Raw genomic sequence first — 26,248 nt, 5'->3', positions numbered from 1 at the left:
GATGTACACGGAGACGACGCAGACCTTGCGATTATCCGGCAGTGGCGATACGAAAGAAGGAGCCTTCAACAAGATTTTTTCCCAAATCAAGCATGTAGTGGCCAGACAAACGAATGATTTGGTCGTGCGAATCGAACCTGTAGGGGTTTCCATTGTGTCTGCGACAGAAATAGTGAAGCATGAGCGATTTTTGGGTTTGTTTTTCCCCCGTAAACGGACGCGGTATGACATCACCGTAGATATTCAAGTTAGGCTGGGTCTGGTCCAGGTAGAAAACATAACGTTTCAGCAGCAGACCGAGACGACGGCGGGTATGGGGCAGTTGGTTCGTCAGCGATAGAAGCAGACAGGGGGTAGCTTTATGGTTACATTGATGATTGTGTTGAAGTCGATCGTCATCGGGGCATTGGTCGGCTTCGGGGTTGGTGCGGGGGCAGCGAGGATGTTCCATGCACCCAATGTTCAGGGGATGGGAGCATTCCGGACTTTTGGAGAGCTGAACGCATGTGCAGGCGATCCCATTTCCCACTTTTCATTTGGTCTTGGCTTTTTGTTTAACGCATGGGCGTCTGTTGTTGGTGCTGGTGCATTGACGCAAGATGTCGATCATCGCGTCATCCCGAACTGGGCGGCGGCATTGTTGCTTTGGCGCAACAAGAATGTCGCAGAAACGCTGCACAATCCGAAACAAATGGCGATTGCCGGAGCAGCAGTCGGTGTCGTTGTGGTCACCGTGTTGAATTCCACTGCAACGGCAATTCCCGAATCGATGCAGCTCGTAGCGACGAAGGTACTCGTCCCGGCTGCGAACTGGTTGATCAACCCGATTATGCCGATTGTGTTCTGGATGGCGGCGATGGATGCAGGCAAACGGACGGGGATTTGGGGAACGGTCTTGGGCGGTTTGTCGCACTTGGTCATGGGGAATGCAGTGCCTGGAATCGTCTTGGGTATTTTGATCGGTAAAGGTTTGGATGACAGTGGTTGGAACAAAATTACCAAATCCATGTTTATTGCAGTCATTCTCTTGTTTGTATTCAGTGGCTTCTTCCGCGGTTTTGATGTCGCACTCTTGAAGAGTATGTACGTGGAAATTCCACAGTGGTTGATAGAGCTACACGAAACATTCGGATCGGTGGTGAAAAAGTAATGGGTGAATTGCAGGCAAAAGGGTTTTGGTATTCAGAATGGGCATTTCCCCTCTTTGTGGCGTGCTTGGCTTCAGGAATCTTTGCGGGTACTCATCTTTACTATGTGTATCATGTCGGGGCTTTTAACGATATCGCCATCGTTGCGATGCTCGAGGCGGGGATCAAGGGTGGCGGATATGGTGCGGCTGCCGCGTTTGGTGCGAGCTTTTTGTTTGCTCGTATTTTGGAGGGACCGTTGGTTGGGATTCTCGATATTGGAGGTTCGTTGCAAACAGGTATTGGGATTGGCGTTCCAGCGTTGATGCTGGGAGCGGGCTTTACAGCTCCGTTGACTTCTTTTCCTTTGGCGCTCGCGACAGGTGCGCTCTTGGGCTTTATCATTGGTACCGTGATTATTTTGATTCGGAAGTATACGATCAACGCATCGAACTCCACCTTTGGTGCCGATGTCATGATGGGAGCCGGAAACGCAGCAGGGCGTTACTTAGGTCCATTGATTATCATTTCTGCGATTATGGCTTCGATTCCAGTTGGACTCGGTGCAACAGTTGGAGCAGCGATTTTCTACTATTACAACAAACCAATTGCGGGTGGTGCGATTATCGGGGCCATGATCCTCGGCGCCATTTTCCCGATCCCGACACAATGAGGGAAGAGCGAAGCGTTTTCACAGGAGGGATGGGCAAACCATGGGAATCTATCAGCAGCTAGGGTTGAAGCAAGTCATTAACGCAAGCGGTAAGATGACGGCATTGGGTGCGAGTGCCGTCCATCCTTCTATTGCACAGGCCATGGGAGAAGCCGCCATGGATTATGTAGAAATCAGCGAGCTGATGATTGTGGCAGGTCGTCATATCGCTGAGGCGACCGGGGCAGAAGACGGTTGTCCTACCTCTGGAGCAGCTGCGGGCATTGCCATTAGTGTGGCGGCTGTCATAGCTGGTTGCCATCTGAGCTTGATCGAGCGGCTTCCTTTTTCCGAAGGGATGAAAAACAAGATTCTCATCCAAAAAGGACACGCGGTGCATTTCGGTGCTTCCGTTCAACAGATGATTGCACTGGGCGGAGGGAAATGCGTAGAGGTCGGGCATGCCAATCACGTAGAAGCAGACCATTTGCGAGGAGCCATTGATGATCAGACCGCAGCACTGCTCTATGTCAAATCTCACCATGCGATTCAAAAAGGGATGCAGTCGTTAGACGCGATGATTCAACTCGGTCAGGAGTTTGGACTTCCGGTCATTGTAGACGCAGCGGCGGAGGAGGATTTGCGGCGTTACGTGGGGATGGGGGCCGATCTGGTCATTTACAGTGGCGGAAAAGCAATCGGCGGACCCACGTCTGGGTTTATCGCAGGTCGTGCCGATCTGGTTGCCGCATGTCGCGCGCAATATAAAGGCGTTGGTCGCGCCATGAAGGTAGGAAAGGAAGCCATTGCGGGTTTACTTGCAGCGCTTGGACAGTACGATCCCGAAAAGCAAAATGTTACCGAGCAACGCAGGAGAGTGGAGTGGCTGGCAGGAGAACTGAACAGCTTGCCCGGTGTGAAAGCAGGGATCGCACAGGATGAGGCTGGCAGGGAGATCTATCGTGTGCAAGTTCAGCTTGACGAACGAGTGACGGGAATGACTGCTCGCGAGCTTACACGCCAACTGGAGCAAGGAAATCCAGCTATTTTTACCCGTAACCATTATGTGAATACGGGTGTGATCGCCTTTGATCCACGACCGTTTCATGAAGGGCAAGAACACATCATTGCAGCACGAATGAATGAACTGCTGCAAAAACAAGGCGAAGGAGAATAACAAAAGTGGGCACACAAAAAATTCGTTTAAACGTTTTGGCAAGGGATGTAGAAAACGCAAAACAAATATGTGCCATGGCTGATGGCCGCGCTTTGATCGGGATCTTGGTCAAAGGATTTGCGTCCGTAGAAGCAGCAATAACGGCTGTTGAACAATACCAGCAAGCAGGTGTACCCGTGTCTGTAGGGCTGGGCGCAGGTGATCCTACGCAATGGAAAAAGGTCGCTGAAGTCGCGGTGCAGACACAACCGGATCACGTCAATCAGGTATTTCCGGCAGCAGGCTATACGCTCGGGGGGCTACAGGCAGTCGGCAACTCACATACCATCGTGAATGCATTGATTGCCCCCGGTGGGCAACCAGGAAAGGTTCAAGTCACCACGGGACCAATGAGCAACAAAGTGGCAGAATTGCTCTCTTGCGATGCAGCCGCCGCGATGCTGGCGGAGATTGGCGTACACTCGGTCAAATTTTATCCAGTCGACGGGTTGGAAAGGTTGAATGAAATCAAGGCGATGGCAGAAGCAGCCGTACGTTACGGGATTCCCGTTTTTGAGCCGACTGGCGGGATCGATGCTGCTTCGATTCGGCCGATTGTGGAGGTATGCCTCGCAGCTGGTGCCAAGCAGGTCATTCCACACATTTATACATCGATCGTTGACAAGGAAACGGGATTGACTCGTTTGGATCAGGTAGAAGAACTGCTGACGGCTATAGAAGGCCTGTAGCTATTTTACGAGAAAGGGATAGGGGTGAATCAAATGAGAGAGAGACAGGTCATCGTCCAGTTGGCACAGGGATTACACGCGCGTCCGGCTAGTTTGTTTGTGAAAGTAGCAGCATCTTTTTCCAGTGAAATCGGATTGAACAAAGAGGAGAAGAAGGTGAATGCCAAGAGTATCATCGGCGTCATGTCCCTCGCTGTGTCGAAAGGACAATCAGTCGTCTTGACTGCGGATGGTACCGATGCAGAACAGGCGTTGGATGCGTTGGAGCGCGTTTTGGTAAGTGTGGAGTAAAGGGATGCGTGAATGTGTATAAAGAAAAAAGGGATGTCTCAAGTGAAACGCCTTGAGAGATCCCTTTCTCAATTGTATCAACAGAAATTGCGTATTTTACATGGAACGTTTCAAATCCTGTTCTGTTGGGGTGAATCCTTTCATGATAAGCCATATAGCCAAAGCCAATTGTTGAAAGGCTATTGGAATGTTCAACACCATATAAGTTGTATCCAGCCCGATGAAGCGAATCATAAATAATAGGCTTACTACTATGGACAATGTTGACCCAATAAGCCCCCAAACTGACAGCCAACGTGGAACTAGTCTTGTTTGGTAAAATATGTAGTTGAACAAGAACATAGCTAAAACAAATGCCAGTGTCGTTGCCACATGGTTCACCAAATCACGTCCTTCCCGCAACAATCCACCCAGAGTCTGAAAATACGATACATGCAAAGTTCCGATTTTTGCAAACTCGTGGCTTACTGTCAATAGCAACAGAAGAATGATTACACCTAGAATAATAAACACACCCGCAATGATGCCAAAAGCAACAGATCCTAGAGCTAACCCTTTATGGTGCTTACTTAACAACGGATACACCAAAACAGGAATACCAACATAGGCAACAATCATTAACAATTGGAAAAACGCTCCTAGTAGTACCTGGTTCTCATTTGGAGAAGCCATGACAAGGTAGTCTGCTCCATCTATTACAGGTACAACACTACATATACCTGTAATCAATCCGGCTATTAATAACACCCCAGTCATTATTGCAGACCTTCTACCTGCATTTGTACTCTTCCTCAACATAATTTGCCTCCTTCTCATACACTACCTTTGGCGGATGAAGAGATGCTGCCTTCCTCGGCATTTTTTATCGCGTATCAAGTAGAGGGTAAAGAGGAGTATAGTTCAATGAGGCAGTCTATAACATTATTATTCAGTTGAGATCCATGATTTGCTCCCTATCTTTAAAAATGCTTCCAAGTAAAATCAATACTCAAGTACCCAATCGGTTTCTCCTTGAAGGTCAGTGCTTCTTTCGTCGCCAATTCCGGTTTGCGAAAACAGACAAGGTCTTTGTGATATCCAAAAGCGCGACACACTTCCGGTCGAACGCTATGAATGCCACACTGATCTTTTTGCATGTCGTAGAAGATACAAGTCCCAAACATTCTCGGTTGATTTTTCAGATCGTCACGGAGTTTATTTGGAAGCGCTTTCAATTTCTTGTGTATCATTTTAACTTCCTTTTCTGTTATGGGAACAGGCCCACAGCACAATCCTTTACAGCCTTGGCAAGGCAAAGTATTCATATCATCTACAACCTTTCGTCATGTGATGTTTGCTAGAAAAAACAAAAAAGATGATCCTCATTCATTCAGGAGATCATCTTAGGAACTACTGCATTCAATTGTGTGGGTGATTCAAAAATTCGGGAAGAAAAAAACTGTACTTCTATTATAGCACATGTAGGAAGATTTTGACGAATGCTTTTCGAAACATTCGAGTTGGTTTCGAACTGTACGATACTTCGGACGGGTCCATCACCGGTCATCTAAGATCGGGGAAGTCATTGACGGAGCAAGCCCCAGTTTTCTTGTTTATTTCGTCAAAACATACAACCACTCACCATTGCACTCTTCATCGTCCCCAGTAGCCTTTTCGCGTATCGCCACAGAATATTTAAAAGGCTGGTCAAAAGGGTAGGATGTCCCTTTCGATTTTGAAATGATCGCTGGATATAAAGAAGGGAAGCGCTCACGGAAAGCGCTTCGAACCTCATGTGTGTTTGATCAGAATGAGTTCTTCCACTTCTTCGCTTCGTGCTTCCGAAAATGCCCGATCGACACCGAAAGGCTGAAAACCGTTTTTTTCTAACACACGAATGGATCCGATGTTGTCATGGGCGACACGCGCATATACAGGACGTAGTCCGAGGTCCTCTAAAAAGAGAGTAAGTGCATTTGTCGCGATTCCTTTGCCCCAAAAGCTTTTGTCTATCCAGTATCCAATCGTAGGTAAGCCAAACAGCTCAAAGCACGAAACATTACCAACAATCTGCCCATTCAAGAGAATGGCTCTTTTCACAATCGAATCATTGTTCAAAATCCTCGTCCAATGAGCGATGAAACCGTCCCTATCTTCTGGGTCCTTGACAGTAAAAGCAGCCATCTCATGTGCGGATTTGTCCAATTGCTGGGTGAAAAATATAGGGAGATCTGCCTCTGTTACTTCTCGCAAAGTAAGGGACTGATCACATAATGGCTCCAAGGAAAAGCACCTCCAAATACATCAGCTACTCTCTCTTCACCAACACTTTGATAATCAACGAGAGTACCGTGAGAACCAAAATGACATTAGCGATGAGCATAACGCTAGGTAAACCAAAGCTAAACAAGATGTACACACTCCTACTCGTTACAACCTTTGAAAGTGAAAAAACTAGTTCTCCTCAGTGACAAGCATGATCGCAAAGCCATCATAGCCCTTGCTGCCAACTGTCTGTACAACGGTTCCACTAACACGCTTTTCTTCAGCTACCAAATCGGTGAATTGACGTACGCCGACAATATTGGGATCCGTGCTTGTTTCGTCCACGACTTGACCACTTCGTACAACATTATCCGTGATAATCACAGTACCTTTGCGAGAGAGCTTTAATGCCCATTGGAAATAGTCGGGGTTTCCTTTTTTATCTGCATCGATAAAAATAAGATCAAAAGGTCCCTGATTTTCTTTGTGTAGTTGGATGAGAGAATCCAGGGCAAGTCCGACCTTCACTTCTACGATTTGATCCAGTCCTGCGCGAGTAATATTCGATTGTGCAACTTCTGCATGCTTTGGATCATATTCAAGAGTAATGAGACGACCGTCCGCAGGAAGTGCGCGGGCTAGCCAGATGGTACTGTATCCACCGAGAGTGCCAATTTCCAAAATCGAACGAGCGCCTTGAATCCGTGCTAACAGATGAAGGAATTTACCTTGATTGGGTGCTACATCAATAGCTGGAAGACCTGCAGCTGCGTTCTCTTGAAGGACTGTGTCTAGAACGGAATCGGCTTCCAGTAGTTTATCCGTAAAATAGTGATCGACCGCTGTCCATTGCTCTCTATTCATGATCTCAACTCCTCAAGAATTTACAGGGATATCATAACACGATTAGCAACTTCTGGCTGGCTTTTTTGTAACAATTAACACATTTCAGCGGAGGGATTCTATGGTCGATCAAGCTCTAAAGGTAAGATTTTCACCTGTTACCATAATTTTCGCATAGCGTGAACGCTGAATTTTCATGATAATAGAAAAGTAATCCAAGCTAACTAGTATAATCCAACCTTGGGGATATTATTTTACGCGTCCGACTAATTGAGGCAGTCTAAGTCGGCGCCATTTTTTTGTTCCATCTATAGGTAAATGTGCCTATTATTGTTCGTTGTCAACAGAAAATAAGTCCTATATGATTATATCATTCACGTATGACATACGCGTACTACCCCGTACGCCCCAACCACTTTTTGTTGGTTGGGATTTTTTTTGTTCCGTTTCATATCCAGTTATCTCCTATCGCGTTTCGATGCGATTTTTAATATCCTTGTACATAGGACTTGAAATGTTCTTGGGGTCCGCGGTGACTCAAATTATGCAGAGGAGTCACCGCTTTTTTTTTACATACTTCCTCCGTTCAAGGTCAAGCTAGTAACAGGTGATCTTGGTCAGGAGGTGTTTTGTGTGCGCGCAACTTTCGTGGTGCTGACACTGGCTTTTGCTTTAACCGTAACGGGATGTACGAAGCAATCTGGTACGGAAACGAAGAAATCTGGTACAGAGACGAAGCAAAAAGCGGAAGCGGAGCCGTTGTGCATGCCTGTTCCCGTGAGACATTATCAATGGGAAGAGCGAGCGAGATCGATTACGGCTAGCGTGAAGGGCATAGACAAAATCGTGGTTGTGCAAATCGATAAAGAGCTCGATGTGGCTATTCAAGTAACGAATTTTAATCGGTTCAAGCTGGAATCGATTCAAAAAGAAGTCGGAAAGAAATTAAAAGAGGCCTTCCCAGATGCCAATATTCATGTGACAGCTGACAAGCGATTGTTAAAAGATTTGCAAAGGCTGAGTGACGAACGGTGGCCAACCGATGTAAAAGAGGCATGCCAGAAGAAGAAATCCTTAAAAGAAATTGAAAAGAAAATGAAGGGCTAGCCCATTTCCCAAACCTCACACACTGCATGGGTAGAGTGAGGTTTTTGTCGTTTGATTTGACAGAATGATGAATAGAAAATGAAGGTTCTGTGATCAATGAACAAAGAAGGACTCCCTGACTGGGAGTCTATATCAGCTAGTAGTGATCACGATCGTAATGATGAGCGCGTTCTCGATCTCGATGGAGATCGATGCCGCGTAATTCACCCTTGGCTTTTTCCACAAGGACTTGATAATCTCTTACCACTTCCGTCAAGGTCGTAATGGATTCCTTATAGTCGGGATCATTACAGATTCCATCTATCGCTCGATGGAGGTGATACATCTTATCTTCGGTTTTTCGGATAAATTCTACCCAATCCATTCCGTTCATAAAATACCTCCTTTCCGTCATAGGCTTTACTCCCATGCGCGAAAGTATGCAAGGTGAAAATGCGAATAAAATGATGTGTATGCAATCTAATAATGAACTTTGGTCTTGTAACAATAATCCGTTCATGATAACATACCTCACATCACTAGCATCAAAGGACGAGACTTGAGGTGTATCAAATGAATGGGTTAGCCAAACTGAATCGATTTCTTGAGAAAATCATGCCCATACTAACGCCGAGTAGTGTTGCTATTGGCGTAATAGCCGGGACACATTTGCAACCGTTTGCTTTTTTGTCTCCTTGGGTGTTTGCCTTCATGACATTTACCGGCAGTCTGGGTTCAGGATTTAAAGAATTTGCAAAGGTACTGACCAGACCACTCCCTTTAATTGTCAACTTGTTGATTCTTCATGCACTTATGCCGCTTGTTGCCTGGTCAATGGCTCGGTTGTTTTATCCAGATGATATCCATGTCATCACGGGCTTTTTGCTGGCGGCCTTAATTCCCACAGGGATCACGAGCTTTTTGTGGTCATCGATTTATTTCGGGAACATCGCCCTGACGCTATCCATTATATTGTTGGATACGATGCTCTCTCCATTGATTGTTCCGTTGGGGATGTCCTTGTTTTTAGGGGCAACCGTCGAGATGGATTTGGCAGAACTGATGAAGGGTTTATTTTATATGATTGTGTTGCCGTCGCTAGTTGGTATGCTGCTCAATCATTTGTCAAAAGGGAACGTCAAAAAAACGTTGGCACCAAAATTAGCGCCATTTTCGAAGATGGGAATGGGTGTTGTCGTTGCGATCAACAGCTCGATGGTTTCGTCTTACTTTCATATGATGGACGCTAAACTGGTGGGAATGGCAGTCCTTGTACTGGTAGTAGCCATTTTAGGTTATTTGATGGGGTGGGGGATCGCAAAGCTGTTCGGGTGGGAGCGCGATGTGATTGTCACGTTAACCTTTAACAGTGGAATGCGAAACATTAGTGCAGGGGCAGTGATGGCGATCACGTACTTTCCGGCGCCTGTTGCTCTCCCAGTTGTTCTCGGTATGCTTTTTCAGCAAATACTCGCTTCTACCTTCGGAAAGTTTTTGGAGCTGGTCGAGAAAAGACCGCAACCTCAACCACAGGAACTATCAAGCTAAAAGTAAGAGCCGTTTTCCAAAGCCACTGGGAAAACGGCTTTTTTCTTGGTACAACCTGAGGATAGGAGTGGCTAAAAAAAGAGTTGCGAACTTATGTTCGCATTCACTATAATGTAAGTACAACTTCCCACACAAGGATGAGGATTTGGATGTAAATGTTCGTAAGTAGGCGGGTGGAAAAGCGTGGCTAACGGCAATCTTGAAGTAACGCACGAAGAAAGAGAGGCATTTATGTACATGCTGCGAGATTCGGGTAGAGAGAATTATCCCTTAAATGTGAGCTGGTGTGTGTCCTTTGAGGGGGAGCGGGGGAATACATGCAGCATGTGGGGTGTGGTCAAATGGGTAGACCCGAAGGCGAGACGTGTTCAATTAGCGAACCAAACGGGGAGTCAATGGATCGAGATGGAGAAAATTATCCATGTACATGCATAGGTGTACGTACGGAGACCTTACATGAAAATCGATTGTATTCTCTCCACTTCGTTTTTTGACCCAATGATTGGGTCTTTTTTTTTTGCTTATGTACCTTTCTTCGGATATGGCTTCGCATCCGCTTGAAACAACTTGCTCACCATTCCATAAAGACGACCTGACATGTTAGGAAAAACGAAGGAGTATTCATTCGCTCCTTGATTCAGCAAAACGATCGGTGCTTCCACGATGTAGGGGATTTTCATTAGATCGAGCATCTTCTTATATTCTTCTACCTTGGAATGGTTGACCGTATAATAAAATGATTTAGAAAAATTCATGCGAGCACGCTCCTTTTCCTTATTGTAGCATATCCACAGGTTGACGTATAAGTAAACATAATAAATATTATGTAAACCCAATGTAGTTTCCTTCTCTTTAGGAAGAGAGAAGATTCACAAAGACTTCTACCTATGATAAAATAAAAGACCGAAATTTTACCAATAGGAGAAAAATGATGATAATCAGCCAGCAACTACTTTCTGTGAACGGGTTATCCTACACGATTCGCTCTGCAATGGAAACAGATGCACAACAGTTGTCGGACCTTCGACTGCAAATCGATGGGGAGACTGAAAATTTGGACAGAGAAAGAGGAGAGGCTTTCATCGATGGGCAAGGATTCGAGGACATCATCAAAACGGATGCAGAGAGCCCAAGAAATTTGTTTTTAGTGGCTGTTGTTCAAGAGCGAATTGTCGGGTTTTCCAGATGTGCAGGTGTTTACTTAAACAGATTTGCGCACAAAGTAGAGTTTGGTGTATGCGTATCACAAGATTTCTGGGGTTATGGCATCGGGAAGAATCTCTTGCAAGAATCGGTTGCCTGGGCAGACGCCAACCACATTACCAAAATGACGTTGAATGTAATGGAAACGAATGAGAAGGCAATTGAGCTGTACAAACGGTTTGGTTTTGAAATCGAAGGAGTACTCAAAAACGACAAAGTTCTTTCCGATGGCAATTACTACAACACCATTATTATGGGAAGATTCAAAAATGATAGGAGCGTAACATGACGAGAAAACGAGCGAGAGAATGTGGAGTATTGATTGGGACGGGGATCCCAGGTGCGTATAATGCAATTACGGATGTAAAAGGAGTGAGGGTCGGACACAAAACAATTAACAAGGAAGACGTTTGTTCGGGTGTCACGGTGATCGTTCCCAACGACGGACATTTGGAGGGGCAGCATTTTCCTGCTGGTTTTTTCTCCTTTAACGGTACGGGAGAGTTTACAGGAAGTCACTGGATAGAAGAGACGGGTACGCTGGTGACACCCATCGTATTTACGGGAAGCCATCTGCTAGGATTGGCACATCATCATCTTGCTCGTGCGACGAGAAAAATCGAGGGACTTGAACCGTTTTCTAACGGAATCGTCGCGGAGACATGGGATGGTTGGTTAAGTGATCTCGAAAAGACGCAGATTCAGTATGAGGATTTGGAAGAAGCGATTGTAGAGGCTCGTACAGGACATGTCGAGGAAGGCAATGTGGGCGGAGGTACCGGGATGATCTGCTTCGAATTCAAGGGCGGAATCGGAACCTCCTCACGCATCGTCGACACTGAATGTGGAACTTTTACTGTCGGGGCGTTGGTGCAGACGAATTTTGGCAGGAGACAGGATTTGAACGTGAATGGCATTCCTGTGGGCCAGCTGATCTCCGAAAATGAAGTTCCTTTGCCGTGGGTAACACCTGAGAATGATGGTTCTTTCTTAGTCACGATTGCGACAGACGCACCTCTCTTGCCGACACAATGCAAGCGCATTTCCAAGCGAGCGTCACTCGCGATGGCACAGCTCGGCGCGATTGGTGAGGAGGGCAGTGGTGATTTCTTTCTGACCTTCTCCACAGGAAATTGCTATTCATATGGCGACGAGCAAATGAGCACAGTGAAAATGTTTCCGTCCGAACAACTGGATGCACTGTTTGAAGCAGCGATCGAAGCGGTCAAGGAAGCGATCCTGAACTCCATGTTGATGGCGGAAACGATACAAGGGCAGAAAAACAGAACCGTACATGCATTGCCACTAGATCGTTTCGTAGAAATCATGTCTCGTTAAATGAAAAAACTCCGCTAATCGCAAGCGGAGTTTTGTTGTCTGATCATTTGTGTTAAACAATTGTTTAACTACTGAAAAAGCTACGGCTGGAGCGCTTTCTTTTATAATGAGAGCTGCCGTAATGGGAATGTCCGTACCGATTGCTGGAGCTGTACTTTCTGCGATGCTTGTAATCGCTGCTGCTGTATTTCCGGTGCTTATGCGAAGATGAGTGATTACCGAGTAAATTTTTTAAAAGCTTCTTGAGCATATCAATCACTCCTAGTTAGGTTGGAAGTGTATTACGTATAAGTATATACGAATATGTTGAAGAACCGTTTCATTATTTTTCTGCGTTTTCGTGAAAAGCTGGACCGATCAGATCGATCCGGTTCGTCCATATTCCCCCTGTAAAGCTTTCAGGCACCCGTTTTAAATCATTCGGGACATCAAAGCCTTGTGACACCTCTCCACTGCCTGCGACTAGGATCACGCGGGTGTCTTTTGCTTCCATTCTAGCCATGAACCGATTCGGCCAACCCCAGAGCCATGGGGCAATCTGATCAGGAATATGTAATTGGGTTTGTGCACAGGCCTGTGGTACATATCCGGACCAACCTGCAGCGATGTACGGGATCAGGCAGCTTTTCATTGTTGCCATTGACATCACACGCAGCTGGGGCAGTTGTTGTTTCAATGTCTCGATGGGCTCGTCACCGCCATAAACAGAGAGTTGTGCCAGTCGTTTTGCAGGCAAGGTCGCCAAAACATCCGCCAACGCTTTCCCCTCGAGTGGGTCATTGCTTTTGATATGGATAAGCAGCGAGCGATTAGGGAATGTTTGTAGCACATCATCGAGCGAAGGCATCATGCCAATCCCTTTTCCACGGAAGGGAAAGGTTTTCCCATCATCCGCTGTATAATGGTAGCCAATGTCGAGCTGTTGTAATTCGGCCAAGGTATAATCTCTCGTGACACCAGTACCATTTGTCCGACAGTCAAGCGTCCAGTCATGAAACACAGCGAATCGATTGTCTTTGGTCCATTGTACATCAAGCTCAACAACGTCCGCGCCTGCATCAAAAGCCGCCTGCATGGACGGAATTGTATTTTCCAGGTACGGATGCTCCGGTGGATAAATCCGTTCCGCCGTACAAGTTTCGTTGGTGATGTTCTCCATATGAAAGGTTTGCGCCATTCCCCGGTGAGCAAGTAAAAAAGGCTCGCCTTCTGGCTCTTTTGCAAGATAAGAGCTGTTACCCAGAAACAGGAAAGCGATGAAAAGAAGAGGAATCCAGATGCGTTTTCGCTGGAGCCAGTTCTTTCGAGGTTGATTTCGTTGTTTTGACATGATGGAATACCACCCCTTCCTTAAAATGCTCTGTTCATTGTAGCAAAACGCAAGGGAGGAAGGTACATGCTTTGGGAGTAGGGCTAGGGGCTTGGCATCATTCGAAAAGACTGGCACAATAGACGGAAGATAAGATGTATCCTTGAAGAGCAAGGGGAGGTTCCATGAAAATAGCTTTACATCAAATCGCTTATCAGATCGGCATGCACCCAGCTGAGATGGCGAAGCTTGTCTACGATGGTGAAATAACGGGAGAGGTACCTGACCGCAATCCGCAAGCGAAGGATGCCTGGGTGGATTTGCACTCTCTGCGTAACTTCGTTCAATGGCGATACGATCAGGGGCAAATGGAGCAGATGTTCTATGATAAAGCTATGCGTCACCTGAACAAAGCAATGCCTAAAAAATAATCGAATGTGGGGGAGAAGCATGCAAGACTCAATCATTTACTGCATGGTACCAAAAACATACTGGGAAAAGTGGATGGAAAAAGATCACTACTTACCGCGCGATTACGAGCAAGAAGGCTTTATTCACGCGTCAAAAGGGGACGAGCTGCTTGAAAAGGTAGCAAACCGCGTCTACGCACAGTTTGACGAGGAGTTGTATGTACTCGTTGTCGATGAAACGAAAACGACTTCGGAAGTCAAATACGAGGCTGCGAAGGATGGATTGTTGTATCCGCACATCTATGGACCGCTGAATCAAGAGGCGATCGTGGATATAAAGCAAATGAATCGGATAGACGGTCAGTGGCGTCTGGGAACGTCTATCCGCTAATCTCTACCATTTAAACCATTTGAGTAGCGCAAGCACTTCTTGACGCTTGGCCTCAGGTAGCTTGTCGAGTCTGCGCAAGAGAAGATCGATTCGCATGCGCTGTTCCACTTCGGATTCAGGTACCTTCTGCCCCTTCACCCATTGTCGTTTCAGGCGGACGGGATCGGTATCAGAGATGATCCGAAGCAGCTTTCTTTCCAACAAATCTAAGGAAGCCATAGGTGAAACCCTCTTTTTCGTTTAATCCGTTTCTTCTATTATAACACGGGTACATAAAGAAACCATGATTGGCGCACAATGGTAAAGGTGTTGAATATAACCCTTTGTAGGAGGCGTATCGATTATGGCGAAGCCGGATGACCGTTCTGACAACGCAGCAAAGCTTCAACAGATGATTTCCAATACGGAAGAGAACATTCGTGAGTCCGAAGATTACCTGACGGCTCATGCTGGAGAGATTTCTGCAGAGGAAAAAACAAACCTCGAGGCGAAGAATCATCGTCGTGAAGAAAGCATCGAGGGATATCGCGCAGAAATCAAGGATGAATCTACGCAGGCATAACCTTGCTACCAAACGTCTGGCGCCAACTATGCGTCAGGCGTTTTTTCATTCTATCGGGCAAAAGTGCAACAAAACATGATTTGTTTTGCGAAACATGGTAATCTGTAATGGTACAAATTGAATAAGAGGAGAAAGACTTATGAAGCGACCAGAAGATACACGCGTCGTTGTCGGCATGTCCGGCGGAGTCGACTCCTCCGTGACGGCTTACCTGCTTAAGCAACAGGGATATGACGTCATCGGCATCTTCATGAAAAACTGGGATGATACCGATGAATTCGGCCACTGCACGGCGGAAGAAGACTTCCAGGATGTCCGGCGCGTCTGTGAACAGATCGGCATTCCATATTACACGGTAAACTTTGAAAAAGAATACATGGACAAGGTATTCCAGTATTTTTTGGATGAATATAAACGGGGACGTACACCGAATCCGGATGTCATGTGCAACCGTGAAATCAAGTTCGGTGAGCTTCTCGCCAAGGTGATGGATCTGGGGGCGGATTATATTGCCACCGGCCATTACGCGCAGGTTAAGTACATCGATGGCGAGTACAAGCTGATTCGTGGCGCTGACAACAACAAGGACCAGACTTACTTCTTGAATGTATTGGGCCAAGAACAGCTTTCTAAAACGATGTTCCCGATTGGTCATCTCCCGAAACCGCAAGTAAGGGAGATCGCGGAAAAAGCAGGACTCTATACAGCGAAAAAGAAGGACAGTACAGGGATCTGCTTTATTGGGGAGCGCAACTTCCGCGAGTTCCTGCAAAACTATTTGCCAGCCAAACCAGGAAATATCGAGACCGTAGATGGTGCAGTCATCGGTACGCACGACGGGCTGATGTACTATACATTGGGTCAAAGACAAGGCTTAGGGATAGGCGGAGGTCATGGTACAAGCGGACAGCCTTGGTTTGTTGTAGACAAGGATCTGGAACGAAATGCCCTAATCGTTGGCGAAGGCTCTGATCATATCCGTCTGTACTCAAAGAGTCTCTTGGCAACCAACGTGAGCTGGGTGAGTGATAAGAAACCATCCGAAACGTTTACTTGTACAGCCAAATTCCGTTATCGTCAGCCAGATCAGGGAGTAACCGTTCACCTGCTGGAGGATGGCAACGTAGAAGTTGTATTTGATCAACCGCAAAAAGCAGTGACACCTGGTCAGGCTGTCGTCTTCTATGATGGGGAAGTGTGCTTGGGTGGAGGTACGATTGACAAGGTACGCTTAGTCGATAAAGAGAACTAAGATAGACGGGGGAAGCACTCGGTGGATGCTACGAAAAAATCAAAAGTGATTATCGTTTCATTTTTGGCGGGAGCAGTTCTCTTGGCGATCATCTCTTATTTCGGGATGGCCTCCATGGGTAAAGAGCATATGGCGACGATCCAAAACGTCATCAAGGAGAACGGCGGGGTTGTAAACGCGGGTGGAGTGACAGCGGTACCGATGGATGAAAGTCCTTTTACCAACAGTGGAAAAGGCAATACCATCTACCGTATCTACTATACGAAAGATGGGCAAACGTTGACGGCTTGGTATCGTGCTGATAACGAATCCTCCATCAAGAAAGAACCGGAAGCGTGGATTCTGCCGTAATAACGAGGATAAACCTGACTGGGAGAGTGAAGGCATCACATGACCCAATATGCTGGATTGCGTGAACTGGCTGAACTGATTCGAAGACTCGAGCCAGAGTTAGCGGGTGCACAATTAAGTATTCTTGCTCATGAAAATAAAGAGGAAATCGCAACATTGCTAGTGGAAGGACTCGGGACAAAGATTCCTGTCCAACACAGCTCTGGCGAATATGCGAATCATTTGGCGATTTTGCGTGTAGGAGCGAACAAGTACACCTTTGCGCAAGATTGGAGAGAAGTGTACATCAGTGAAATCAATTACTGCGCGTGTCGCATACCTCCAGGGGCCCACGGATTGTTGGTTCGCCATATCGATTATCCAGGCGTGATTTATGATGTCTCACGAAAACTGGCCGAGTATCAAATCAATGTTTCCAAGTTGAATGTATCCCGCGAGCAAAAAGGGAAGAATGCCCTGCTTGTCTCTGTGACTGATGAAGAGATTACATCAACGATTGTATCTGCCATCGAAGAGCTGCCCCAAATCACCAAAGTGTTATCTCTACAGTAAGCGAATCATGATAAACAAAAACTGCCCGTTGCTAGTAGCGGGCAGTTTTTTTCGTGGCGAATCTGAGTCCTTGACTAATGAAGACTGGCAAAACGGACGAGTGATTTTCGTTGGCAAATTCCTTAAAGGAAGCCTTGATTTGGCCCTTACCCATGGAGGACAATCGTTCGATCATCGCCAGCGATTTTTCTTTGACCAAGAATCGCCCATCGTTTTCCAACTCGCCGATCGTGAGGAGCGCATGGACGTCGAGGTCATCTGTCAGCAGGCTCGGCAATTGACTCTCCTTCGCAAGCAGCACGCTCTCATTCCAGTGGATAGAGGGACTACCGGCAATATACCGCTGGAACGCGTTTGGTCTCGACAGAAGCACATGCAAGACAAATAAGCCGCCTAGCGAATGTCCCAAAATCGCTTGCTGCGTCCGATCGATGGGGAAGTCGTTTTCGATGCTAGGCTTGAGCTCCTCCTCTAAAAAGGTGAGGAACTGCTCAGCTCCCCCCATTTGTGGCCACTCGGCTCCTTTTGGGCTGCCAGGAAGCTCTGCGGCGGGAACCTCATACGTGTAATCATAGAAACGGGTAGGATGGTATGGGTCGTCTGTTGGATAGCCAATCCCGACGACCATAGCAGGATACACGCCAGTTCGTTCAGGACCACGTGATTGTATCCGTATCGCTTCGGTCACGGTTGCAAAAACAGAGTTGCCATCTAGCAAATATATGACGGGAAAGCCTGATTCCGGAGGGGGATCGGCAGGTATACTTACGAAAATGTGATAGTCACGCTCTTGATAAGTCATGATTCTACGGTATGAACGAGGTATGACGACAGGTTGATAGTCGGTGCTTTTCATGAGGGCGACTCTCCAATCTCTCCAAGGCTAACCAACACACACAAAATCTATTATATGAACGAGAACCAGAGATTGGCAATAGCCGAAAAAGGAGAATAGTTAGTTTTCGAAAAGAGCCCATACTGAGCTTGACTCCTACGATATATTGAGGTAAAGTAAGTTTTACCAACTACATATTGATGCGGTAAGGTGTTTACCAGCCAGATTTGGTAGACTTAATAGGGAAGTCGGTGAGAATCCGACGCGGTCCCGCCACTGTAATGAGAGAGTTCCATTTGCGAAAGAAGGCCACTGATCTGAGGGATCGGGAAGGTGAAAATGGAGCGATGATCCAAAAGCCAGGAGACCTGCCTAACCGCTTGCACTGTTTACCCTACGGGAGATAGGGAAGTGTTCGAGCGCTCAATTCGCATTGGCGAATTGCTAGATGGAAGTCATCACGCGCATTCGGCATGTAAACGTCGGATGCGCTTTTACTTTGGCTAAATAACATACATACAGAGTAAAAATAGCAAGGATAGGATGAGGGACATGCTAATCGCTTATGATTCAAAAACAGGAAACGTCCGACGATTCGTCAACAAAATTAATTTGCCACATGTGGAAATTGATCAAGATATGGTGTTGGACGAGCCATTCATTTTGATCACATACACGACGGGATTCGGACAAGTGCCGGAGAAGGTGGCGACGTTCCTGAAGCGAAATCATGTCCATCTGCGCGGGGTATCTGCCAGCGGCAACCGCAATTGGGGAACCAGCTTTGCCAAAAGTGCGGATACGATCGCGAGCCAATATGGCGTTCCGGTGATTTCTAAATTCGAACTGTCCGGTACCGGCCGTGACGTGGAACAATTTACGAGTGGGGTGGCAGCAATTGCGGCATATTGAATTGAACAACGAACTGATGCAGCGTGGCAACGACGGATTTTATCAACTGGAAAAGGATCGGGAAGCGGTTGCGGTCTTCATGGAAGAAGTGCAGTCCAACACGATGACCTTTGGCAGTGTCAAAGAACGCATGGACTATTTGATCGAGAATGACTTCTATGAAAACGTCTATGAAACATACACTGTTGAGCAGGTCGATGAGGTTTTCCGTTTGGCCTATGACGCCGATTTTCAATTTGCTTCGTATATGGCTATCTCCAAATTTTATAAAGATTACGCTTTGAAAACGAACGATAAATCGATGTACTTGGAGCAGTATCCAGACAGGGTGGCCGTTGTGGCACTGTCGCTTGGACAAGGTGACTTTGAGCTCGCCAAGCGTTTAACGGTCTCCATGATGGACCAACGTTTGCAACCAGCGACACCAACTTTCCTGAACGCAGGCAAAAGCCGCCGGGGAGAAATGGTTTCCTGCTTCTTGCTCGAAATGGATGATTCACTGAATTCCATCAACTTTATTTTGGGAACTTGTATGCAGCTATCCAAAATTGGCGGCGGTGTAGCCGTGAACCTGTCCAAGCTTCGCGGACGAGGAGAGCCGATCAAAGGCGTCGAGGGCGCGGCAAAAGGTGTCATGCCCGTTCTCAAGCTGTTGGAAGATGCGTTTTCCTACGCGGATCAAATGGGGCAACGCAAAGGCTCAGGTGCAGCGTACTACAACATCTTCGGCTGGGATATCAACGAGTTTCTCGATTGCAAAAAAATCAATGCGGATGAAAAAGCCCGCATCAAAACGTTGTCCATCGGCCTGATCGTACCAAACGTGTTCTACAAGCTGGCTGAGGAAAACAAGCCATTGACTGTGTTTGCTCCATACTCCGTGTACAAAGAATACGGTGTGCATCTGGATGATATGGACCTCGATGAGATGTACGAGGAGCTCTTGGCTAACGATCGCATCAAGAAAAAGACCGTGATGAGCGCACGCGAGATGTTGACCAAAATCGCGATGATCCAAATGGAATCGGGCTATCCGTACATCATGAACAAAACGAATGCGAACAACAACCATGCGCTGAAAGATCTCGGTTCGGTAAAAATGTCCAACCTGTGCACGGAAATCTTCCAGCTACAGGAGACTTCGACGATTACCAATTACGGCGAGATGGATATCATCCGTCGCGATATTAGCTGCAATCTGGCATCGCTCAATATTGTCAATGTGATGGAACGCAAAATGATCCGCGAATCTGTCCACGAAGGAATCGAAGCCATTACAGCCGTGAGTGACATGACGCGTGTAGAAAACGCTCCAGGCGTTCAAAAGGCAAACAGTGAGCTGCACTCTGTAGGTCTCGGTGCGATGAATCTGAACGGTTATCTCGCAAAGAACAGAATCGCGTACGAAAGTGAAGAAGCGAAAGATTTCGCCCGTACGTTCTTCATGATGATGAACTTCTACTCCTTGGAAAAAAGTATGGAAATTGCCAGGGAAACAGGCAAGACCTTCTTGGGCTTTGAACAATCGGAATATGCAAAAGGCACTTATTTTAACAAGTACGTGACGAACGATTACAGCCCGCGGACGGAAAAAGCAAAGCTTCTCTTTGAAGGAATGCACATTCCGACGCCAGCGGATTGGGCGGATCTACAGCAAAAGGTGCAAAAGCATGGTGTTTATCATGCGTACCGTTTGGCGATTGCACCGACACAGAGCATTTCCTACATTCAGAATGCGACTTCTAGCGTGATGCCAATTGTTGAGCATATCGAAACGAGAACGTATGCCAACTCTACGACGTATTACCCGATGCCGTACTTGTCGCAGGAAAACTATTTTTACTACAAATCGGCGTATGTAATCGATCAATTCAAAGTGATTGATCTGATTGCCGAAATTCAAGAGCACATCGATCAAGGAATTTCGACTGTGCTGCACGTGAACAGTAACATTTCAACTAGAGAACTGGCTCGCTATTACATTTATGCAGCGAAAAAAGGTCTGAAGTCGCTCTATTATACGCGGACGAAGCATTTGACTGTAGAAGAGTGCATTAGCTGCGCTGTTTAGTGAACACGATTCAAATAAGGAAAAGCATCAAGCAAAAAGAGAAGAGGAACGCCATATGAAAGCAGTCAATTGGAACAGGCCGGACGACGATTTTACGATGACGTTTTGGAATCAAAACATCATGCAGTTCTGGACGGATGATGAGATTCCGTTGTCAGATGACAAGATGGCCTGGATGGAGCTCAGTGCGACTGAACGGGATACGTATAAAAAAGTATTGGGCGGTCTCACCTTGCTGGATACGGTTCAGGGCGGAGTAGGGATGCCGAAGATCATGGAGCATGTCGATGGACTGCAAAGAAAAGCGGTTCTCGCCTTCATGGGCATGATGGAGCAAATCCATGCCAAATCGTACAGCAGTATTTTTACAACGCTGGCATCGACAGAGGAGATTGACGGTATTTTTTCGTGGGTAGAAAACAATCCACATCTGCAAAAGAAAGCGGCCCTCATCTCCAAACGCTATCAAGAAATTGAGAAACCGAAAGACTTGTACATGGCGATGGTAGCGTCCGTCTTCCTGGAAAGCTATCTGTTTTACAGCGGCTTCTTCTACCCGCTCTATTTGGCGGGGCAAGGAAAGATGACAAGCAGCGGGGAAATTATCGACCTGATTGTTCGTGACGAGAGCATCCACGGACTCTATGTCGGCGTTCTCGCGCAAGAAGTCTATCAAGGCCTGAGTGTGGTCGAGCAAACCGCAGCAAAAGAGGAGCTGTATGCTCTTTTGCATGAGCTGCAAGAAAATGAAGAGGCCTATACGACTTCGTTGTATACCGAAATCGGCTTGGCTGACGAGGTTCATGCCTACGTGCGCTACAACGCGAACAAAGCTTTGATGAATCTGGGTCTGGACCCGCTATTCCCAGAGGAAGAAGTGAACCCGATCGTGCTGAACGGCATTCGCACGCAGACGAAGCAGCATGACTTCTTCTCGAAAAAAGGAAATGGTTATGTCCGTACACTAAACGTAGAGCCGTTGACGGACGATGATTTTAGATTTTAGTATGACAAAAAATGGATTCTGTGTTACTGTATGAACAGTATGCTGCCCTGCTCGTTTTCTGGGGCACTTCACAGAACCATGATAATTTCATAGGAGTGGGAACAGGTTCTTTGGTTATCAAGATCGACCAAGGATGAAAAGGGAAGTCGGTGAGAATCCGACACGGTCCCGCCACTGTATGAGGGGAGTCGGCACATTTATTAGCCACTGATCCAATCGGATTGGGAAGGTATGTGCAGATGATGATCCCAAAGTCAGGAGACCTGCCTGTTTCGACGACACTGCTTAACCTACGGGAGATAGGGAGGTGTTAGGATGCTGTGATCTCAGTGCTTATTTGGCATTTCTAACGTTCTTTTTGATCGTTGGAGATGCCTTTTTTATTGGGCGGATTCAAGTCAAGATCGAATGAAGAATGGAGAGGAAGCTCATGAAAAGCAGCAATTTGGGATATCCACGGATCGGGAAGAACCGCGAGTGGAAAAAGGCATTGGAAGCATTTTGGGCAGGCAGCATCGATGAGGCAAGCCTGGTACAGCAAATGGAGCAAATCCGTCACCAAAACCTGTTACGTCAGCAGGAAAAAAGGGTCGAGCTGATCCCTGTGGGTGACTTTACGTACTACGATCACATGTTGGATATGGCTGTGATGTTTGGAATGGTCCCCAAGCGTTATGAATACGAGGGAGGCCCGGTTTCATTAGCTACATACTTCGCCATGGCTCGCGGTTCGAAGGAAGCTGTCGCCAGCGAAATGACGAAATGGTTTAACACGAACTACCATTACATCGTCCCGGAGTTCGGTGAAAGACAACCAGCCATAACCGAGAACAAGCCTCTCCAGGCCTATTTGGAGGCCAAAGAAAAGTATGGCATCATCGGAAAGCCTGTTATTGTAGGCCCGTATACGTTTGTCAAATTGTCTAAAGGATATGAGAAAAACGAATTTGAGATCGTCGTGGATCGACTCGTTCCGCTCTACATAGACGTTCTCCGGGAGTTAGAGCTGCACGGCGTGGAATGGGTGCAAATCGATGAGCCTGCATTTGTACTGGATGTCTCTGAGCAAGAACGCGCCATGATCAAGCGTATCTATACGCAAATCGGTCAAGCACTACCGCATCTACAATGCATGCTGCAAACCTATTTTGAAGCGGTGGATTGGTACAAGGAGCTAGTTTCCTTACCGGTAAAAGGAATCGGTCTTGATTTTGTACACGGAGCGAAGCGCAATTTGACTCATCTGAAAACACACGGGTTTCCAGCAGACAAGATTCTCGCAGCGGGAATCATCGACGGTCGAAACATATGGCGTGCGTCCATTGAGGAGAAATGGGAGCTGGTCAATGAAATTTCCGAGATCGTTCCACTCGAAAAGCTGTGGCTGCAGCCGTCCAGCAGTTTGTTGCACGTTCCTGTAACAGTTGAAGCAGAGAGCGAATTGCCAGAGGAAGTAATGCCTGCATTGGCGTTTTCCGACGAAAAACTAGGGGAAGTACAGCTTTTAGTCCAAGGATTCCGATATGGTAAGTACGTCATTTCAAAAGAGATCGCTCAAAATGAAGCGGACTTGCTAAAGCTCGCATTATCTCCAGCGAGGAATCGTCTAGAAGTGAAGAATGCTTTACGTCAAATCGCTGCTGCCAAACTTGAAAGAAGTGTTCCTTATCTCGAACGTCGAGAGATTCAACAAAATACGTGGAAGTTACCACTGTTGCCAACGACCACAATCGGTAGTTTCCCGCAGACGGCGGAGGTTCGTCAAGCTCGACAGCAGTTTAAAAAAGGGAACTGGACAGTGGAGCAATACGACGCTTTCATTCAGGCGCAAATCAAGGAATGGGTCAACATACAAGAAGAGCTTGGTCTGGATGTCCTCGTCCATGGTGAGTTCGAACGAACCGATATGGTTGAGTATTTTGGCGAAAAGCTCGATGGCTTTTTGTTCACGAAAAACGGCTGGGTGCAGTCATATGGCTCGCGCTGCGTGAAGCCACCTGTTATTTACGGAGATGTGGAGTTTGTGGCACCAATGACGGTCAAAGAAAGTGTGTATGCAAAATCATTGACCGCCAAACCAATGAAGGGTATGTTAACTGGCCCAGCAACTATTCTGAATTGGTCGTTTGCTCGAGACGATGTCTCCAGACAAGAAGTGTGCGAACAAATCGCGTTGGCATTGCGAAAAGAAGTAGAAGCCTTGGAAGAAGCGGGGATTCTCATGATTCAAGTCGATGAACCAGCGTTGCGCGAAGGACATCCGCTCAAAAAAGAAGAGCAAGCAGCTTATCTCGAGTGGGCTGTTAGAGCGTTTCGTCTAGCGACTTCCACTGTTGCGCCGAGCACCCAGATTCATACACATATGTGCTATTGTGAATTTCATGATTTCATGGACGTCATCAGCGAACTCGATGCCGATGTGATTTCGATTGAAACCTCACGTAGCCACGGTGAGCTCGTGTCTGTGTTCGAAACAGGTACGTATGATAAAGGCATCGGGCTCGGCGTTTATGATATCCATAGCCCCCGAGTTCCAGCTGTTTCAGAAATGGAAGATATGGTAGCACGAGGCGTACAAGTACTTCCACCGGACCAATTTTGGATAAACCCGGATTGCGGGCTGAAGACGAGAGGAAGAGAAGAAACCGTTCAGTCGTTACGAAACATGGTTGCGGCAACGAAGGCGATTCGGAATCGTTTGACAGCTCAGTCGGGAAGGTGAACGCGATGAGAGGGGCCACACAAATGATGCCAGAAGCACGACCGATCCAACAATCGAGAACCTTTTTGACTGATCTCGTCTTTCCACCGGATACCAATCACCACCATACCATTTTCGGTGGGAAAGTCATGGCCTATGTAGATAAAATCGCCTGCATCGCAGCTATGCGACATTGCCGTAAGCCTGTTGTCACTGCGTCGAGCGATTCCTTCGATTTTCTCGCGCCAATCAAGACAGGCGAAGCGATCAATCTGGAGGCATATGTCACCTGGACCCATAAGACATCGATGGAAGTATTCGTCAGAGTGGAAGCGGAGAACTTATTGACCGGGGAAAAGCGCATGACAGCACGCGCGTATCTGACGATGATTGCCCTCGACGATCAAGGAAAGCCGACGATCGTGCCTGGTGTCATTCCTGATACTGAGGAAGAGCGTATTCAGTATGAAAAAGCGAAGGAACGCCATGTATTGAGAAGGAAGCGGAAGGTAGAGATGTAAGGGGGAACACTATCCCCCTATAACGAATAGATGCCTCTGGTGACCTTGGTTGCAACAGGTCACCGGAGGCATCTTTCTTTCCTTGCTAGCAAGAATCTTTTGTGTTATCTGGGAAATAAGTAATATAATAGCATAGGAATAAAGGGGGAAACGTAAATGCATACACAAGATGAGCCTATCAAAGAAATTAACGCGAAAATCAAGACGTTATGGAAAAGTGTCATCATTTTTGGTCTTTTTACTATTGTAGGTATTTTTGCTGGAAATGTCATTCTCATTCTTATTGGTTTGTTATTTGTAATTGGTGGTTTTTGGGGGATTGGTAAATTTAGAAAAATACTACAAAATCAATTAACGGATTATCGACCTGGAAAAGGATTTTCTTTTTTTCGTAAAACTGGAGAGCAAAAGCTTAAGCACATTACATATGCCCAGTATGGGCTGGCAGGACTTATCCTTTTTTGCGTTCTATTTAATATAAGTGCTTTTTATGCAATCTCTTTCGGAATCACTGTTATTTTAGTACTACAGTTCACATTTAAGAGACGAATTTCGCTCCATACGCAAATGGATGATGCTTCTTTGTTTGAATTAGAAGAAATCGGAATTATTACTTCAAAGGATATTGTCCATGCATTGTATAAGGATTTTGAGAGTTGGGCGGAGGTACAGCCGGGAGACAAAGTTTTTCTCGTCAAGCAGGATGCACTTGTTTGTATCGTGATGAACGAGAACATGAAAGCTGTACGAAGGGAATGGCAGCTTCGTGAAATTAAAAAGCTGGGACTACTAGGTAGTGGAAATGATGGACAAGGTCTACTCCTATTTCTTGGAACCTCCCAAGATGAAGTCATTCGCTTAAAGATGAAAGGTAGTAGCTTTCAGGATTCACCAGAACAATTCATGACCTATTTTTTACAAGCACTGGATAAAGCACATCTATCGACTCAAGTGGACATTGTCAAAAATAATCGAGATGGAAGGTACCTACAAACAGCGAAGAATCCTAACATGTCGACCCCGCCTTCTCATCCCACAAACAATCGAAATTTGGATATCGAGGTAACCGACGAAACTACATCGACGAAAATGGAGAGATCGAGTGGGAATGGCGGGCGCATCTTGGATTTGTAGGAGG

33 protein-coding genes and 2 riboswitches are annotated in these 26,248 nt (G+C 46.5%); of the genes, 23 read left to right on the top strand and 10 right to left on the bottom strand.

Annotated features, from left to right (window positions below):
* Window position 1: 1 nt before the first annotated feature.
* From ODZ53_RS05700 to ODZ53_RS05675, 6 genes are read left to right on the top strand one after another with little or no spacing between them, the layout of a single operon-like run.
* Window positions 2-340, top strand: a complete 339-nt coding sequence (locus ODZ53_RS05700; protein ID WP_015891459.1) for a DUF4312 family protein — start codon at window positions 2-4, stop codon at window positions 338-340.
* Between the two features lie 21 nt (window positions 341-361).
* Window positions 362-1,150 (top strand): DUF4311 domain-containing protein, encoded by a 789-nt coding sequence (locus ODZ53_RS05695; protein ID WP_015891458.1) that lies wholly within the window; start codon window positions 362-364, stop codon window positions 1,148-1,150.
* Entirely contained in the window at window positions 1,150-1,800 is a 651-nt protein-coding gene (locus ODZ53_RS05690) for a DUF4310 family protein (protein WP_172142457.1), read from the top strand. The genes ODZ53_RS05695 and ODZ53_RS05690 overlap by 1 nt, the downstream gene beginning before the upstream one ends.
* A gap of 40 nt (window positions 1,801-1,840) precedes the next feature.
* The gene (locus tag ODZ53_RS05685) at window positions 1,841-2,956 is read left to right on the top strand and encodes a DgaE family pyridoxal phosphate-dependent ammonia lyase (RefSeq protein WP_372676270.1); all 1,116 of its coding nucleotides are present in this window, start codon (window positions 1,841-1,843) and stop codon (window positions 2,954-2,956) included.
* Between the two features lie 5 nt (window positions 2,957-2,961).
* A complete protein-coding gene (locus ODZ53_RS05680) occupies window positions 2,962-3,684 on the top strand; it encodes a KDGP aldolase (RefSeq protein WP_372676269.1) in 723 nt (240 codons plus the stop codon).
* A 33-nt stretch (window positions 3,685-3,717) separates the two neighbouring features.
* Window positions 3,718-3,975 (top strand): HPr family phosphocarrier protein, encoded by a 258-nt coding sequence (locus ODZ53_RS05675; RefSeq protein WP_016743575.1) that lies wholly within the window; start codon window positions 3,718-3,720, stop codon window positions 3,973-3,975.
* Window positions 3,976-4,071: 96 nt separating this feature from the next.
* Here the strand turns inward: ODZ53_RS05675 and ODZ53_RS05670 are convergent, their stop codons facing one another.
* The 4 genes from ODZ53_RS05670 to ODZ53_RS05655 all read right to left on the bottom strand — a co-directional run bounded on the left by ODZ53_RS05670 (window position 4,072) and on the right by ODZ53_RS05655 (window position 7,083).
* Window positions 4,072-4,773: a DUF4386 domain-containing protein gene (locus ODZ53_RS05670; protein WP_372676268.1), complete on the bottom strand. Its 702-nt coding sequence runs from the start codon at window positions 4,771-4,773 to the stop codon at window positions 4,072-4,074.
* Between the two features lie 161 nt (window positions 4,774-4,934).
* The gene (locus tag ODZ53_RS05665) at window positions 4,935-5,279 is read right to left on the bottom strand and encodes a YkgJ family cysteine cluster protein (RefSeq protein ID WP_372676267.1); all 345 of its coding nucleotides are present in this window, start codon (window positions 5,277-5,279) and stop codon (window positions 4,935-4,937) included.
* 466 nt (window positions 5,280-5,745) lie between these two features.
* Window positions 5,746-6,237 carry a GNAT family N-acetyltransferase gene (locus ODZ53_RS05660; RefSeq protein ID WP_372676266.1) on the bottom strand — a complete coding sequence of 164 codons (492 nt, stop codon included), beginning with the start codon at window positions 6,235-6,237 and terminating at the stop codon, window positions 5,746-5,748.
* 171 nt (window positions 6,238-6,408) lie between these two features.
* Window positions 6,409-7,083 (bottom strand): O-methyltransferase, encoded by a 675-nt coding sequence (locus tag ODZ53_RS05655; protein ID WP_015891446.1) that lies wholly within the window; start codon window positions 7,081-7,083, stop codon window positions 6,409-6,411.
* Between the two features lie 612 nt (window positions 7,084-7,695).
* Between ODZ53_RS05655 and ODZ53_RS05650 the strand changes: the two genes are divergently transcribed.
* A complete protein-coding gene (locus ODZ53_RS05650; protein ID WP_087349986.1) occupies window positions 7,696-8,169 on the top strand; it encodes a YhcN/YlaJ family sporulation lipoprotein in 474 nt (157 codons plus the stop codon).
* Between the two features lie 136 nt (window positions 8,170-8,305).
* Here the strand turns inward: ODZ53_RS05650 and ODZ53_RS05645 are convergent, their stop codons facing one another.
* Window positions 8,306-8,542 carry a hypothetical protein gene (locus ODZ53_RS05645; RefSeq protein ID WP_016743588.1) on the bottom strand — a complete coding sequence of 79 codons (237 nt, stop codon included), beginning with the start codon at window positions 8,540-8,542 and terminating at the stop codon, window positions 8,306-8,308.
* A 179-nt stretch (window positions 8,543-8,721) separates the two neighbouring features.
* Here ODZ53_RS05645 and ODZ53_RS05640 point away from each other — a divergent pair, with 179 nt between their 5' ends.
* Window positions 8,722-9,696 (top strand): bile acid:sodium symporter family protein, encoded by a 975-nt coding sequence (locus tag ODZ53_RS05640; RefSeq protein WP_015891443.1) that lies wholly within the window; start codon window positions 8,722-8,724, stop codon window positions 9,694-9,696.
* A 183-nt stretch (window positions 9,697-9,879) separates the two neighbouring features.
* A complete protein-coding gene (locus ODZ53_RS05635) occupies window positions 9,880-10,131 on the top strand; it encodes a YolD-like family protein (RefSeq protein ID WP_372676265.1) in 252 nt (83 codons plus the stop codon).
* Between the two features lie 86 nt (window positions 10,132-10,217).
* Here ODZ53_RS05635 and ODZ53_RS05630 read toward each other — a convergent pair whose 3' ends face one another.
* Complete coding sequence (locus ODZ53_RS05630) at window positions 10,218-10,451, bottom strand: hypothetical protein (protein WP_015891441.1); 234 nt, start codon at window positions 10,449-10,451, stop codon at window positions 10,218-10,220.
* A 176-nt stretch (window positions 10,452-10,627) separates the two neighbouring features.
* On the opposite strand from ODZ53_RS05630, the gene ODZ53_RS05625 reads away from it, so the two are divergent.
* Entirely contained in the window at window positions 10,628-11,188 is a 561-nt protein-coding gene (locus ODZ53_RS05625) for a GNAT family N-acetyltransferase (RefSeq protein ID WP_372676405.1), read from the top strand.
* A complete protein-coding gene (locus tag ODZ53_RS05620; RefSeq protein WP_372676264.1) occupies window positions 11,185-12,237 on the top strand; it encodes a P1 family peptidase in 1,053 nt (350 codons plus the stop codon). Before ODZ53_RS05625 ends, ODZ53_RS05620 begins: the two co-directional genes overlap by 4 nt.
* A 64-nt stretch (window positions 12,238-12,301) precedes the next feature.
* Here ODZ53_RS05620 and ODZ53_RS05615 read toward each other — a convergent pair whose 3' ends face one another.
* On the bottom strand, window positions 12,302-12,487 hold the full coding sequence (locus ODZ53_RS05615; protein ID WP_015891438.1) for a hypothetical protein: 186 nt from the start codon (window positions 12,485-12,487) through the stop codon (window positions 12,302-12,304).
* 72 nt (window positions 12,488-12,559) lie between these two features.
* On the bottom strand, window positions 12,560-13,567 hold the full coding sequence (locus ODZ53_RS05610) for a glycerophosphodiester phosphodiesterase family protein (protein ID WP_372676263.1): 1,008 nt from the start codon (window positions 13,565-13,567) through the stop codon (window positions 12,560-12,562).
* Window positions 13,568-13,731: 164 nt separating this feature from the next.
* On the opposite strand from ODZ53_RS05610, the gene ODZ53_RS05605 reads away from it, so the two are divergent.
* Both ODZ53_RS05605 and ODZ53_RS05600 read left to right on the top strand, forming a co-directional pair.
* Window positions 13,732-13,977 (top strand): hypothetical protein, encoded by a 246-nt coding sequence (locus tag ODZ53_RS05605; RefSeq protein WP_016743593.1) that lies wholly within the window; start codon window positions 13,732-13,734, stop codon window positions 13,975-13,977.
* 19 nt (window positions 13,978-13,996) lie between these two features.
* Window positions 13,997-14,347 (top strand): DUF952 domain-containing protein, encoded by a 351-nt coding sequence (locus ODZ53_RS05600; protein ID WP_372676262.1) that lies wholly within the window; start codon window positions 13,997-13,999, stop codon window positions 14,345-14,347.
* A gap of 3 nt (window positions 14,348-14,350) precedes the next feature.
* Here the strand turns inward: ODZ53_RS05600 and ODZ53_RS05595 are convergent, their stop codons facing one another.
* Window positions 14,351-14,566, bottom strand: a complete 216-nt coding sequence (locus ODZ53_RS05595) for a hypothetical protein (RefSeq protein WP_016743595.1) — start codon at window positions 14,564-14,566, stop codon at window positions 14,351-14,353.
* 124 nt (window positions 14,567-14,690) lie between these two features.
* Between ODZ53_RS05595 and tlp the strand changes: the two genes are divergently transcribed.
* From tlp to ODZ53_RS05575, 4 genes are all read left to right on the top strand, one after another.
* Complete coding sequence (tlp, locus tag ODZ53_RS05590) at window positions 14,691-14,909, top strand: small acid-soluble spore protein Tlp (protein ID WP_372676261.1); 219 nt, start codon at window positions 14,691-14,693, stop codon at window positions 14,907-14,909.
* 139 nt (window positions 14,910-15,048) lie between these two features.
* Window positions 15,049-16,161, top strand: a complete 1,113-nt coding sequence (gene mnmA, locus ODZ53_RS05585; RefSeq protein ID WP_064199254.1) for a tRNA 2-thiouridine(34) synthase MnmA — start codon at window positions 15,049-15,051, stop codon at window positions 16,159-16,161.
* A 21-nt stretch (window positions 16,162-16,182) separates the two neighbouring features.
* Window positions 16,183-16,512: a hypothetical protein gene (locus ODZ53_RS05580; protein WP_199928338.1), complete on the top strand. Its 330-nt coding sequence runs from the start codon at window positions 16,183-16,185 to the stop codon at window positions 16,510-16,512.
* Window positions 16,513-16,551: 39 nt separating this feature from the next.
* Window positions 16,552-17,064, top strand: coding sequence for an ACT domain-containing protein (locus ODZ53_RS05575; RefSeq protein ID WP_372676260.1), 513 nt, complete (start codon window positions 16,552-16,554; stop codon window positions 17,062-17,064).
* A gap of 31 nt (window positions 17,065-17,095) precedes the next feature.
* On the opposite strand, the gene ODZ53_RS05570 is transcribed toward ODZ53_RS05575, so the two are convergent.
* A complete protein-coding gene (locus ODZ53_RS05570; RefSeq protein WP_372676259.1) occupies window positions 17,096-17,920 on the bottom strand; it encodes an alpha/beta hydrolase in 825 nt (274 codons plus the stop codon).
* Between the two features lie 170 nt (window positions 17,921-18,090).
* A riboswitch (cobalamin riboswitch) is annotated at window positions 18,091-18,289 on the top strand.
* A gap of 162 nt (window positions 18,290-18,451) precedes the next feature.
* Here ODZ53_RS05570 and nrdI point away from each other — a divergent pair.
* From nrdI to ODZ53_RS05540, 6 genes are all read left to right on the top strand, one after another.
* Window positions 18,452-18,811 carry a class Ib ribonucleoside-diphosphate reductase assembly flavoprotein NrdI gene (nrdI, locus tag ODZ53_RS05565; protein ID WP_015891428.1) on the top strand — a complete coding sequence of 120 codons (360 nt, stop codon included), beginning with the start codon at window positions 18,452-18,454 and terminating at the stop codon, window positions 18,809-18,811.
* Window positions 18,798-20,882, top strand: a complete 2,085-nt coding sequence (gene nrdE, locus ODZ53_RS05560; RefSeq protein WP_372676258.1) for a class 1b ribonucleoside-diphosphate reductase subunit alpha — start codon at window positions 18,798-18,800, stop codon at window positions 20,880-20,882. Before nrdI ends, nrdE begins: the two co-directional genes overlap by 14 nt.
* Before the next feature lie 55 nt (window positions 20,883-20,937).
* A complete protein-coding gene (gene nrdF / locus ODZ53_RS05555; protein ID WP_087350004.1) occupies window positions 20,938-21,888 on the top strand; it encodes a class 1b ribonucleoside-diphosphate reductase subunit beta in 951 nt (316 codons plus the stop codon).
* Between the two features lie 86 nt (window positions 21,889-21,974).
* Window positions 21,975-22,173: riboswitch (cobalamin riboswitch) on the top strand.
* 145 nt (window positions 22,174-22,318) lie between these two features.
* Window positions 22,319-24,610, top strand: coding sequence for a 5-methyltetrahydropteroyltriglutamate--homocysteine S-methyltransferase (gene metE / locus ODZ53_RS05550; protein ID WP_372676257.1), 2,292 nt, complete (start codon window positions 22,319-22,321; stop codon window positions 24,608-24,610).
* A gap of 5 nt (window positions 24,611-24,615) precedes the next feature.
* The gene (locus tag ODZ53_RS05545; RefSeq protein ID WP_372676256.1) at window positions 24,616-25,110 is read left to right on the top strand and encodes an acyl-CoA thioesterase; all 495 of its coding nucleotides are present in this window, start codon (window positions 24,616-24,618) and stop codon (window positions 25,108-25,110) included.
* Between the two features lie 156 nt (window positions 25,111-25,266).
* Window positions 25,267-26,244 (top strand): hypothetical protein, encoded by a 978-nt coding sequence (locus ODZ53_RS05540; RefSeq protein ID WP_372676255.1) that lies wholly within the window; start codon window positions 25,267-25,269, stop codon window positions 26,242-26,244.
* Window positions 26,245-26,248 lie beyond the last annotated feature (4 nt).

The sequence above is a fragment of the Brevibacillus sp. BD137 genome (genome assembly GCF_041644655.1).
In the GTDB taxonomy this organism is placed as follows: domain Bacteria; phylum Bacillota; class Bacilli; order Brevibacillales; family Brevibacillaceae; genus Brevibacillus; species Brevibacillus brevis_D.
This window is presented reverse-complemented; position numbering and strand designations above follow the sequence as displayed.

Excerpts from the sequence above, each read along its gene's own strand:
- ODZ53_RS05700 (WP_015891459.1), top strand. The coding sequence starts at position 2 with ATGTACACGGAGACGACGCAGACCTTGCGATTATCCGGCAGTGGCGAT.
- ODZ53_RS05695 (WP_015891458.1), top strand. The coding sequence starts at position 362 with ATGGTTACATTGATGATTGTGTTGAAGTCGATCGTCATCGGGGCATTG.
- ODZ53_RS05690 (WP_172142457.1), top strand. The coding sequence starts at position 1,150 with ATGGGTGAATTGCAGGCAAAAGGGTTTTGGTATTCAGAATGGGCATTT.
- ODZ53_RS05685 (WP_372676270.1), top strand. The coding sequence starts at position 1,841 with ATGGGAATCTATCAGCAGCTAGGGTTGAAGCAAGTCATTAACGCAAGC.
- ODZ53_RS05675 (WP_016743575.1), top strand. The coding sequence starts at position 3,718 with ATGAGAGAGAGACAGGTCATCGTCCAGTTGGCACAGGGATTACACGCG.
- ODZ53_RS05670 (WP_372676268.1), bottom strand. The coding sequence starts at position 4,773 with ATGTTGAGGAAGAGTACAAATGCAGGTAGAAGGTCTGCAATAATGACT.
- ODZ53_RS05665 (WP_372676267.1), bottom strand. The coding sequence starts at position 5,279 with ATGAATACTTTGCCTTGCCAAGGCTGTAAAGGATTGTGCTGTGGGCCT.
- ODZ53_RS05655 (WP_015891446.1), bottom strand. The coding sequence starts at position 7,083 with ATGAATAGAGAGCAATGGACAGCGGTCGATCACTATTTTACGGATAAA.
- ODZ53_RS05645 (WP_016743588.1), bottom strand. The coding sequence starts at position 8,542 with ATGAACGGAATGGATTGGGTAGAATTTATCCGAAAAACCGAAGATAAG.
- ODZ53_RS05640 (WP_015891443.1), top strand. The coding sequence starts at position 8,722 with ATGAATGGGTTAGCCAAACTGAATCGATTTCTTGAGAAAATCATGCCC.
- ODZ53_RS05630 (WP_015891441.1), bottom strand. The coding sequence starts at position 10,451 with ATGAATTTTTCTAAATCATTTTATTATACGGTCAACCATTCCAAGGTA.
- ODZ53_RS05625 (WP_372676405.1), top strand. The coding sequence starts at position 10,628 with ATGATAATCAGCCAGCAACTACTTTCTGTGAACGGGTTATCCTACACG.
- ODZ53_RS05620 (WP_372676264.1), top strand. The coding sequence starts at position 11,185 with ATGACGAGAAAACGAGCGAGAGAATGTGGAGTATTGATTGGGACGGGG.
- ODZ53_RS05615 (WP_015891438.1), bottom strand. The coding sequence starts at position 12,487 with ATGCTCAAGAAGCTTTTAAAAAATTTACTCGGTAATCACTCATCTTCG.
- ODZ53_RS05610 (WP_372676263.1), bottom strand. The coding sequence starts at position 13,567 with ATGTCAAAACAACGAAATCAACCTCGAAAGAACTGGCTCCAGCGAAAA.
- ODZ53_RS05605 (WP_016743593.1), top strand. The coding sequence starts at position 13,732 with ATGAAAATAGCTTTACATCAAATCGCTTATCAGATCGGCATGCACCCA.
- ODZ53_RS05600 (WP_372676262.1), top strand. The coding sequence starts at position 13,997 with ATGCAAGACTCAATCATTTACTGCATGGTACCAAAAACATACTGGGAA.
- ODZ53_RS05595 (WP_016743595.1), bottom strand. The coding sequence starts at position 14,566 with ATGGCTTCCTTAGATTTGTTGGAAAGAAAGCTGCTTCGGATCATCTCT.
- tlp (WP_372676261.1), top strand. The coding sequence starts at position 14,691 with ATGGCGAAGCCGGATGACCGTTCTGACAACGCAGCAAAGCTTCAACAG.
- mnmA (WP_064199254.1), top strand. The coding sequence starts at position 15,049 with ATGAAGCGACCAGAAGATACACGCGTCGTTGTCGGCATGTCCGGCGGA.
- ODZ53_RS05575 (WP_372676260.1), top strand. The coding sequence starts at position 16,552 with ATGACCCAATATGCTGGATTGCGTGAACTGGCTGAACTGATTCGAAGA.
- ODZ53_RS05570 (WP_372676259.1), bottom strand. The coding sequence starts at position 17,920 with ATGAAAAGCACCGACTATCAACCTGTCGTCATACCTCGTTCATACCGT.
- nrdI (WP_015891428.1), top strand. The coding sequence starts at position 18,452 with ATGCTAATCGCTTATGATTCAAAAACAGGAAACGTCCGACGATTCGTC.
- nrdF (WP_087350004.1), top strand. The coding sequence starts at position 20,938 with ATGAAAGCAGTCAATTGGAACAGGCCGGACGACGATTTTACGATGACG.
- metE (WP_372676257.1), top strand. The coding sequence starts at position 22,319 with ATGAAAAGCAGCAATTTGGGATATCCACGGATCGGGAAGAACCGCGAG.
- ODZ53_RS05545 (WP_372676256.1), top strand. The coding sequence starts at position 24,616 with ATGAGAGGGGCCACACAAATGATGCCAGAAGCACGACCGATCCAACAA.
- ODZ53_RS05540 (WP_372676255.1), top strand. The coding sequence starts at position 25,267 with ATGCATACACAAGATGAGCCTATCAAAGAAATTAACGCGAAAATCAAG.